General features: G+C 69.2%; 9 protein-coding genes and 1 pseudogene. 6 read left to right on the top strand and 4 right to left on the bottom strand.

Annotation, left to right across the window (positions count from 1 at the left end; genetic code table 11):
• Nucleotides 1-78: 78 nt before the first annotated feature.
• Nucleotides 79-753: an aminodeoxychorismate/anthranilate synthase component II gene (locus ACT3S3_RS13220; RefSeq protein WP_301444247.1), complete on the bottom strand. Its 675-nt coding sequence runs from the start codon at nt 751-753 to the stop codon at nt 79-81.
• 91 nt (nt 754-844) lie between these two features.
• On the opposite strand from ACT3S3_RS13220, the gene crgA reads away from it, so the two are divergent.
• Nucleotides 845-1,123: a cell division protein CrgA gene (gene crgA, locus ACT3S3_RS13215; RefSeq protein ID WP_301444246.1), complete on the top strand. Its 279-nt coding sequence runs from the start codon at nt 845-847 to the stop codon at nt 1,121-1,123.
• On the opposite strand, the gene ACT3S3_RS13210 is transcribed toward crgA, so the two are convergent.
• Together ACT3S3_RS13210 and ACT3S3_RS13205 are read right to left on the bottom strand one after the other, a co-directional pair.
• The gene (locus ACT3S3_RS13210) at nt 1,086-1,652 is read right to left on the bottom strand and encodes a rhomboid family intramembrane serine protease (protein WP_301444245.1); all 567 of its coding nucleotides are present in this window, start codon (nt 1,650-1,652) and stop codon (nt 1,086-1,088) included. The two genes, crgA and ACT3S3_RS13210, sit on opposite strands and share 38 nt — an antisense overlap.
• A gap of 68 nt (nt 1,653-1,720) precedes the next feature.
• On the bottom strand, nt 1,721-2,254 hold the full coding sequence (locus ACT3S3_RS13205; protein WP_441579719.1) for a peptidylprolyl isomerase: 534 nt from the start codon (nt 2,252-2,254) through the stop codon (nt 1,721-1,723).
• A gap of 188 nt (nt 2,255-2,442) precedes the next feature.
• On the opposite strand from ACT3S3_RS13205, the gene ACT3S3_RS13200 reads away from it, so the two are divergent.
• Nucleotides 2,443-4,140 (top strand): hypothetical protein, encoded by a 1,698-nt coding sequence (locus ACT3S3_RS13200; RefSeq protein ID WP_301441781.1) that lies wholly within the window; start codon nt 2,443-2,445, stop codon nt 4,138-4,140.
• Between the two features lie 122 nt (nt 4,141-4,262).
• A complete protein-coding gene (locus tag ACT3S3_RS13195; RefSeq protein ID WP_301441782.1) occupies nt 4,263-5,909 on the top strand; it encodes a flavin-containing monooxygenase in 1,647 nt (548 codons plus the stop codon).
• Nucleotides 5,910-5,964: 55 nt separating this feature from the next.
• Here ACT3S3_RS13195 and ACT3S3_RS13190 read toward each other — a convergent pair.
• Nucleotides 5,965-6,300, bottom strand: a pseudogene (locus ACT3S3_RS13190) (EamA family transporter); the annotation flags it as partial.
• 493 nt (nt 6,301-6,793) lie between these two features.
• Here ACT3S3_RS13190 and ACT3S3_RS13185 point away from each other — a divergent pair.
• The 3 genes from ACT3S3_RS13185 (at nt 6,794) to ACT3S3_RS13175 (ending at nt 8,944) form a co-directional block, all read left to right on the top strand.
• Nucleotides 6,794-7,723 carry a LysR family transcriptional regulator gene (locus ACT3S3_RS13185; RefSeq protein ID WP_444626919.1) on the top strand — a complete coding sequence of 310 codons (930 nt, stop codon included), beginning with the start codon at nt 6,794-6,796 and terminating at the stop codon, nt 7,721-7,723.
• A 65-nt stretch (nt 7,724-7,788) separates the two neighbouring features.
• Nucleotides 7,789-8,079: a RhuM family protein gene (gene rhuM / locus ACT3S3_RS13180; RefSeq protein ID WP_441579718.1), complete on the top strand. Its 291-nt coding sequence runs from the start codon at nt 7,789-7,791 to the stop codon at nt 8,077-8,079.
• A gap of 13 nt (nt 8,080-8,092) precedes the next feature.
• Nucleotides 8,093-8,944 (top strand): HAD family hydrolase, encoded by an 852-nt coding sequence (locus tag ACT3S3_RS13175; RefSeq protein ID WP_301441784.1) that lies wholly within the window; start codon nt 8,093-8,095, stop codon nt 8,942-8,944.
• Nucleotides 8,945-9,021: the final 77 nt, after the last annotated feature.

Here is a 9,021-nt window from a genome sequence, read left to right as displayed (position 1 = left end):
CCGGGTGTGAACCCTGCATGACCCGACGCGAGAACCCGGCACCCACGTGGGTGCCGGGTTCTGTCGTGCCGGGGACGGCTACACGCCGGTGGCGGTCGCCCCGGCGAGCGTGGCGGCGTGGCGTTCGGCCAGACGCGCCAGCTCGGCCTCGTCGACGGGCCGTCCTGCGTCCGACAGCCAGTTGGCGAGGATGCGGTGCCCATTGCCGGTCATCACCGACTCCGGGTGGAACTGCACGGAGTGCATCGGCAGGGTCGCGTGGCGCATCGCCATGATCATGCCGGACGCCACACGCCCGGTGACCACCAGGTCGTCCGGCACCGTCGCCGGGTCGACCGTCAACGAGTGGTAGCGGGCCACGGTGAACGGGCTGGGGATCCCGGCGAGGACCCCGGTGCCGTCGTGGGTGACGGGGCTGGTCTTGCCGTGGAAGATCTCGTCGGCGCGCACCACGGACGCGCCGAAGTGCTGGGCCAGCGCCTGGTGTCCCAGGCACACGCCGAGCAGGGGGACGCGGTGCGCGGCGCAATGCGCGATGACCTCCAGCGTGCGGCCCGCCGAGGTCGGGTCCCCGGGCCCCGGGGAGACCAGGACGGCGTCGAAGGACTCCAGCGCACCGACCAGGTCACCGTCCGACGTGCCGAGCTGCCCGGCATCGTTGCGCCACACGGTGCAGTCCTCGCCGAGTTCCCCGAGGTACTGCACCAGGTTGTAGACGAAACTGTCGTAGTTGTCGATGACGAGGATGCGCATGACGCTCATCCTAACCCGTGGGGGAATCCGGGGTTCGTGCTGGTAGGGTTGGTTCAGTTCGAACACGTCACCATGTCAGTGAGGGATACACATGCCGAAGTCTCGGATCTCCGATTCACCGGAGTACAACGGCGCCGTCGGCTCCTCGGCCGCCGACCGCCGCACACCGGTCAAGCTGAACGCGACCGGCACGCCGCGCTGGTACATCGTCGTGATGCTCGGCCTGATGCTGCTGGGCCTGGCCTGGCTGGTCGTCAACTACATCGCCGGCCCGCACATCCCCTTCATGGCGGAGCTCAACGCCTGGAACTACCTGATCGGCTTCGGCCTGTTCATCGTGGGTCTGTTGATGACCATGGGCTGGAAGTAGCCCGGTCCGACCGGCCGCCACGGCCCCGGCGCACCACGGTCAGCACGACCGCGACGAGCGCACCGGCGGCCAGGCCACCGAGGTGACCGGGCAGGGAGACCCCGCCCGCGGTCACCGAGTACAGCAGGTTGACGACGATGAGCACCAACGGTGCGCGCACGTCCGTCCTGCGCTCCAGGGACAGTCCCACCAGCATGGCGAACATGCCGTAGCCGATGGTCGACGCCCCTCCGACGAGGCTGTCGGGCTGGAGCCACATCACGGCCAGCCCGCCTCCGACGGCGCAGAGCACCATCGACACCACCATGGTGAGCGTGCCGTAGGCACGCTCCAGCTCCCGGCCGATCAGACCGATGAGCAGCATGTTCATCAGCAGATGGCCCGGGTCCAGGTGAACGAATGCCCCGGTGAGCAGACGCCACCACTCACCGTCGGCGGTGATGGCGTGCGGGTCGACCATGAGGTCCCACGCCACGCCCTGGGCCGACGCGGGACGCGCCAGGCTCCCGCTGTCGAGTCCGGTGACCACGTAGACCACCAGGCAGGCCAGGATCAGGCCTGCCGTGGCGGGGGCACCGGTGAAGAATCTGCGGAGGATCAGGCCACGTCCACGGACTCGATGACGACGTCCTCGTCCGGACGGTCCATGCGGTTGGTGGAGACGCGGGAGATCTTGGCGACCAGCTTCTGGGACTCCTTGTCGGTGACCTCACCGAAGATGGTGTAGCCGCCGTTGAGGTGCGGGTGGGCACCGACGGTGATGAAGAACTGGGAGCCGTTGGTGTCGCGGCCGGCGTTCGCCATGGCGACGAGGAACGGACGGTCGAACTGGAGCTCCGGGTGGTTCTCGTTGGCGAACTCGTAGCCGGGGCCGCCACGGCCGGTGCCGGTCGGGTCGCCGCCCTGGACCATGAAGCCGTCGATGATGCGGTGGAAGATCGCGCCGTCGAAGAAGGGGCCCTCGGTGCTGCCGGAGGCGTTCTCCGTGGTGTAGGGGGCCTTCTCCTTGTCGCCGGTGGCCAGGCCGACGAAGTTGTTCACGGTGGCCGGGGACTGGTCACCGAAGAGGTCGATGACGATGTCGCCGTGGTTGGTGTGCAGGGTCGCTGTCGCGGTTTTCTGAACGGTCATGGGGGCAAGGCTACCGGACGCCGGGCGGGCACCCCTGATCGCCCGATTCCGACTACCCTCGGGGACAGATTTGGTTATCGTTGGATGACGACCCATTTTGTGTCGACAGAAGAACCGTTAGTGAAGTGCCAGAGAAGTGACCGACTACCGGCCGGTCCGCCGAGGATGTTGAAGGAGATGCACGGTCCATGGACCCCAACACCGCGTTCACCGCGCTACGTGCCGCCCGGCAGGTCTCGTCGAGTCTCGGCGGCGACGGCAGGCGCAAGAAGGGGGACGTCCGCGACGTCTCCGGCCTCTACGCTCTGCGGCCCCGTGCCGGGAGCGGGGCACGTGCACGGGGACCGCAGGACCTGTCCTCGGCCCCGGGCCACCACCGGTTGATCGTGGAGCAGCTCCTCGCCGAGAACCGGGCGGCACGGCAGCCGGCCTCCCCGACGTCCGACAAAGATGACAGCAATACCGCCTCGAAAGGAATTACGGTGAGCAACGCCACGAAGAACGACACCACGCAGGGCCTCGACCAGGCCGTACAGGAGGCCGAGAGCGCTCTCGACACCCTGAAGGACAGCAAGGCCGAGAAGCTCAGCAAGAAGGCGTCGAAGGCCACCAAGAAGGCCGACAAGATCTCCTCGAAGGCTGACAAGCGTCGTGCGAAGGCGGACAAGACCCAGGCCAAGGCACTGAAGCGTCAGCACAAGGTCGCCAAGAAGGCCGCGGGCCGCAACGAGTCCCCGCGCGACTTCGTGGAGAAGCGGGTCTCCGCGGTCACCTCGGCCGCCGGTGACCGGGCGAACGCCCTGGCCGACCAGGTGCGTCACGCGCCGGACGCCGACCTCACCGACACCGTCACCCGCTGGGGCCGCACCGCCGCCGAGCGCGGCGGCGAGCTGTTCTCCCAGGCGCAGGAGCGCGGTTCCGCATTCCTCGAGTCGGACGCCGTGAGCGACGCCCTCGACGACGCACGCGACCGCGCCAACCACCTCGGCAAGGCCGGTGCGGCCCTGGCCGCCACCGGTGTCGAGGCCGGCCGCAAGGCGGGCAAGGACGCCGAGAAGTCGGCGAAGGAGACCGCCAAGAAGTCGAAGAAGCAGCTCAAGAAGAACCACGGCAAGGACCTGAAGGCGGCGAAGAAGAAGGCCGACAAGGCCGGCAACTCCGCCCGCAAGTCCCTGGAGAGCGCCTGGTCGCAGGCGTCCGAGGTGGCCTCCGAGGTCGGCGAGACCGCGAAGAAGGAGGGTGCCAAGGGCCGTAAGCAGGCGTCCAAGCAGGCGAAGAAGGCGAAGAAGTTCGCCCAGAAGAATGCGAAGACCGCCAACAAGCAGCTCTCCCGTTCGCAGCGCAAGATCAAGAAGACCGCCTCGAAGAAGGCCGAGAAGGTCCGTGCCAAGGAGCTGAAGAAGGCCGCCAAGGCGAACCGCAAGAAGCACACGGGACGCAACATCCTGCTGCTGGCGATCATCGCCGCCGCCGTCGCGTTCGTCGCGCAGAAGGCCAAGGGCAGCGGCTCGGCCGCCCCGTCCGCCCCGGCGAAGACCCCGCGCACCAACGGTGCCCCCGCCACCGGTGCCGCCGCGAAGCCGAAGGCCGCCGCGGCCAAGGCCGAGGAGAAGGCTGACGAGGCTGCCGAGAAGGCCCCGGAGAAGGCCAAGGAGGCTGCCGACAAGGTCGCCGACAAGGCCGAGGAGGCCAAGGACAAGGTCCAGGAGAAGGCCGAGGACGTGAAGAAGGAGGCCGACAAGAAGCAGGCGAAGAAGAACGCGCCCGCGGCCCCCAGCGCTCCCGGTGCTCCCGGCGCCCCGAAGGCGGACAAGAAGGACGCCAAGGATGCCAAGGACGCCAACCCGGAGGATCCGGAGGACGACGGCGGAAAGCACCGCCTGTAGTCTCCCCTGACCCCGCGTGAACCCCCGGACGTTACGTCCGGGGGTTTTCCGCGTCCCGGCGGGCCCGTCCGATGCAGAAGATTTGGTTCCGGAGACGATAGTCAGCCAGTAGGGTGACTGACATGACCACCACCGAGCCCACCGAGCCCACCGGCACCACCGACTCCACCGTTCTCGACCTGCTCATCGTGGGGGCAGGTGTCGCCGGCATCGACCTCGCCCACCACGTCGTCGACGAGTTCCCCGGCTGGAACTGGCGGATCGTCGACTCCAACGACGACCTCGGCGGCACCTGGAACACCTTCACCTACCCGGGCATCCGCTCCGACTCGGACATGGCGAGCTTCGGCCTGCCGTACCGGCACTGGCCGCACAAGGGCACGCTCGGCGAGGGCGCGGACATCCGCGAGTACCTGCGCGACGCCGCCCGCGACGACGGCGTGCTGCAGCGTATCCAGCTGCGCACCTGGGTGAAGCGGGCCAACTTCGTCACCACCGGACCCGCGGCCGAGGCCCACGGTCCGCACTGGGAGGTCACCACGGTGCGCGCGTGGCGTCACGGCCCCGACGACCGGTCGGACGCCACGGACGCCGACCGTGCCGAGACGCTCACCCGCACGCGGCGTCTGCACCTGGCCTGCGGGTACTACGACCACCGGGCGGGGTTCCAGCCGCACTTCGACGGCGAGGAGGACTTCGACGGGCAGCTCGTGCACGCCCAGCAGTGGCGTCCGGAGGAGCAGGGCGACGTCGCCGGACGCCGCATCGTGATCATCGGTTCCGGTGCCACGGCGGTCACCCTGCTGCCGGCGCTGGCGCAGAAGGGTGCGGACGTGACGATGCTGCAGCGCACGCCGACGTGGGTCGCCGCGCTGCCCCGGTTCGACACCATCACCACCATCTGGGCGTCGCTGATCCCGAACAAGCGTCTCGCGTACAAGGTCGCCCGCGCCAACCACATCACCCGCGACATGGTGCAGTGGTACCTCGCCAAGGGCACGCCGTTCCTGTTCAGCGGGTTCCTGCACGCCCTGCAGCTGCGGTGGCTCTCCCCCTCACAGATCCGCCGGGACTTCACCCCGCCGTACCGTCCGTGGGCGCAGCGGGTGTGCAAGGCCCCGGGTGGCGACATCTTCGCCGCGATCAAGGACGGCGGGGCGAAGGTCGTCACCGCCACGATCGACCGTCTGGTACCGCAGGGCGTGCGCCTGCAGGACGGCACGGTGCTGGAGGCGGACACGGTGATCGCGGCGACGGGGCTGCAGCTGCAGTTGTTCGGCGGCGCGGAACTCACCGTGGACGACGCGCCCGTGGGACTGCCGGACACCGTGGCCTACCGGGGTGTGCTCATCTCGGGCCTGCCGAACCTCAGTTTCACGGTCGGCTACCTCAACCAGTCGTGGACCACGCGGGCGGACCTCACGGCCCGCTACATGGTGCGGCTGTGGCACCACATGGTCAACCGGGGTGAGTCGTTGGCCGCGCCGGTGTTCCCAGGGTCGGACGTGGAGCGTCGGGCGTTGCTGGAGTTCGACGCGGGCTACATCAAACGCTCGCAGCACGTGACCCCGCGCCAGGGTGACCGGTCACCGTGGCTGTACCGGCAGGACTACCTGCGCGAATGGCCGGAGCTGGCGCGCGGGGACCTCACTGAGGAGATGGTGTTCGACGACGCAGCCGTGGCCGTCGCACGCGCTCTTCCTGCCTCGACCGCCCAGGCTGTGTCGCCTGGGCCGACCGGTTCTCACGACGCTGCGCCGACCACGTGATGCCCACGGAGGCGGAGATCACCAGCACGATGGTCACCGCCCGCAGCGGCGTCATCTCCTGGTCGAGCAGCACGAAACCGGCCAGCGCGGCGAAGGCGGGTTCCAGGCTGATCAGCACGCTGAAGACGGCCGACGGCAGGCGGCGCAGCGCGGCGAGCTCCAGGGAGTAGGGGATCACCGACGCCATCAGGGCGGTGACCACCGCCGGCACGATCAGCCACGGGTCGGCGGTGACGCCCTCCACGCCGGCGCGTCCGACCGGGGCGAGCATGAGGCCGCCGAGGAGCATGGCGACGGCGAGGCCGCCGGTGCCGGGGATGCGCCGGCCCACGGCGGCGGAGCCGACGATGTAGCCGACCCAGAACACCCCGGCGATCAGCGCGAGCAGCATGCCGACCGGGTCGAGCGCGGCGTCCGACAGGGCCTCGAACCCGAGCACGGCCATGCCGGCGGCGGCGAGGCCGACCCACACGAGGTCGCCGCGTCGTCGGGAGGTGAGCCCGGCGTAGACCAGCGGGCCGATGAACTCGACGGCGACCGCCGCGCTCATCGGGATGCGGTCGAGGGAGGCGTAGAAGAACCCGTTCATCCCGGCCATCATCACCGCGAAGAAGGCGACGGCGCGCCAGTCGCCGGCGTTCCAGGCGCGCAACGCCGGTCGCGCGACGACCAGCAGCAGGGCACCGGCGATGGTGAGGCGCAGGAAGGTCACGCCCCAGGTACCGAGGGTGTCGAAGAGTCCGACGGCCGTCGCGGCGCCGAACTGCAGGGATGCGCAGGACGCCAGGACGAGTGCGGAGGAACGGGTGATGCTCATGGCTCTCATTGTGGGGCCCGCACCAATGGTTCGTCTATCTCAGGTATCTGAACGATAATGGTGAATTGTGCTCAACATTCAACGACTGACCCTGCTGCGCGAGGTGCACCAGCGCGGCACCCTGGCCGCGGTGGCCCGCGAGATGCACTACTCGCCGTCCGCGGTCTCGCACCAGCTCAGTCAGCTGGAACGCGAGGCCGGGGTGCCGCTGCTGGAGACCGTGGGACGCGGCGTCCGGCTCACCGGCGCGGCGTTGCGTCTCGTGGCGCGCACCGAAGAGGTGCTCACGATCCTGGACTCCGCGGAGGCGGAACTGGCGTCCGCACGCCCGGGGGCAGAGGGCACGCTACGTGTCACAAGTTTCCAGTCCGCGCTGGCCACGATCCTGCCGACGGCACTGACCATGCTGGAGAAGCGTCATCCCGCGCTGAACGTGGAGGTCTACCACCGGGAGGTCGCCGAGGCCTTCGAGGGCCTGGCGGCGCACTCCTACGACGTGGTCATCGACGACGAGTTCCCCGGCCAGCCCGAACCGGTGCGCCCCGGCCTGCACCGCGAAGAACTCTTCGCCGACCCGATGCTGCTGGTCCTGCCCACCACCGGCCGGTGGGCCGTGCCCGCCGAGGAGCTGGACGGACTGGCGGACCTCGCCGAATACCCGTGGATCCTGGAGCCGGCGACGATGCCGCAGGGACGCTGGGAGCGGACCGTCCTACGCGAAGCCGGGGTGGAACCGCGGGTGAAGTGTGAGACCGCCGACCCGATCCTGCGCGCGCACATGGCGCGCACCGGGCACGGGGTCACGGTGATCCCGGCGATGCTGGCCGGCCCGCACCTGGACCACACCCAGGCGTTGGCGATGCCCGGCTCGCCGCACCGCCAGCTCTTCACCGCGGTGCGCGAAGGCTACGCCGACCATCCCGGGGTGCGAGTGTTCCGTACCGCACTGGGCGCCGCGGCGCGGCGGGAGTCGCCGGAGACCCCGGATCAGCTGTGAGGTGCGTGGCCGCGCGGCGATGTTTCATGTGAAACCATGCGGTCGGCGTCGGCGAGACGGTCTGGATGACCCAGGCGCAGGTTGCCCAAATGTTCGGGGTGAGCGTTCCTACGATCAGCGCTCACTTCAAGAACATCCTCGAGAAAGTGTCGCTGACCAGTGATCGAACTGTTAGAAAACTCCAAACAGTTCGATCTGAGGGCGACCGGACCATCCGCCGGGACGTCACCCACTACAACCTGGATGCCATCCTCGCCGTCGGTTACCGGGTCCGTGACGCCCTCCCTGCGGATCACAGAAGGATCCTGCCACTGATTGCGGGCACCTGCTGTGCCCGGTGCGCAGGGGTCATGTGAAACCATGGTGCCCATGACCGACACCACCACGCGCCCCTGGACCGAACTCGCCGCGACCCCCGACCTCCGCCTCGTCGTCCTCGACATGGACGGCACCCTGCTGCGCGAGGACGGCACCGTCCCCGAGGCATTTTGGGACCTGCTGCCGGTGATGCAGCAGCGCGACATCGTGGTGGTGCCCGCGTCCGGACGCCAGTACGCCACCCTGCACGACATGTTCGGCGACCGCGGCATCCGCACCTACCTCGCCGAGAACGGCACCGTGGTCGTGCACGACGGTGAGGTCGTCGCCACCTCTCCCCTGTCCGGCGACACGGTGCAGCAGTGCATCGCCGCAGTGCGCGGGACGGACCGGCGTCTGGGCCTGGTCGTGTGCACCCCGGAGGTCGCCTACGTGGAGAGCACCGACCGCGAGTTCCTCGACGAGGCCGCGAAGTACTACCACTCCCTGAAGCAGGTCGAGGACCTGACCACGGTGCAGGGCCCCGTGGTCAAGGTCGCGGTCTTCGCCTTCGGCTCCGCGGAGGACGCCGCCCCGGTGCTCTTCACCGGCGAGGGCGCGCTGGCCAGCCAGGTCGAGGCGGACAACGCCGTGGTGATCTCCGGGGCGAACTGGATCGACATCATGCTGCCGGAGGCGAACAAGGGCTCCGCGCTGCACGACCTGCAGGAGGAGCTGGGGATCTCGCGGGCGGACACCGCGGTCTTCGGCGACTACCTCAACGACCTGGAGATGGTCGGCGAGGGCGACCTGTCCTTCGCCATGGCCAACGCCCACCCCGGCATCACCGCCGCGGCGAACTACGTGGCGCCGGCGAACACCGAGGACGGCGTGGTGCAGGTGCTGCGCCGGCTGCTGGGGTAGCTGCCGGGACCGGCTGCCGACGAGCAACGGTGCATGTCCGGAATGAACGGCGAAACGGGCACTTCGCCGTCCGGCCT

The organism is Corynebacterium sp. AOP40-4SA-5 (assembly GCF_052377355.1).
In the GTDB taxonomy this organism is placed as follows: Bacteria; Actinomycetota; Actinomycetes; order Mycobacteriales; family Mycobacteriaceae; genus Corynebacterium.
Note: the sequence above shows the minus strand (reverse complement) of the source record. Positions and strands in the feature narration are given on the sequence as shown.

Bases quoted from the DNA above. Each gene is read 5' to 3' on its own strand.
- ACT3S3_RS13220 (WP_301444247.1), bottom strand. From the start codon at position 753: ATGCGCATCCTCGTCATCGACAACTACGACAGTTTCGTCTACAACCTG.
- crgA (WP_301444246.1), top strand. From the start codon at position 845: ATGCCGAAGTCTCGGATCTCCGATTCACCGGAGTACAACGGCGCCGTC.
- ACT3S3_RS13205 (WP_441579719.1), bottom strand. From the start codon at position 2,254: ATGACCGTTCAGAAAACCGCGACAGCGACCCTGCACACCAACCACGGC.
- ACT3S3_RS13200 (WP_301441781.1), top strand. From the start codon at position 2,443: ATGGACCCCAACACCGCGTTCACCGCGCTACGTGCCGCCCGGCAGGTC.
- ACT3S3_RS13195 (WP_301441782.1), top strand. From the start codon at position 4,263: ATGACCACCACCGAGCCCACCGAGCCCACCGGCACCACCGACTCCACC.
- rhuM (WP_441579718.1), top strand. From the start codon at position 7,789: ATGACCCAGGCGCAGGTTGCCCAAATGTTCGGGGTGAGCGTTCCTACG.
- ACT3S3_RS13175 (WP_301441784.1), top strand. From the start codon at position 8,093: ATGACCGACACCACCACGCGCCCCTGGACCGAACTCGCCGCGACCCCC.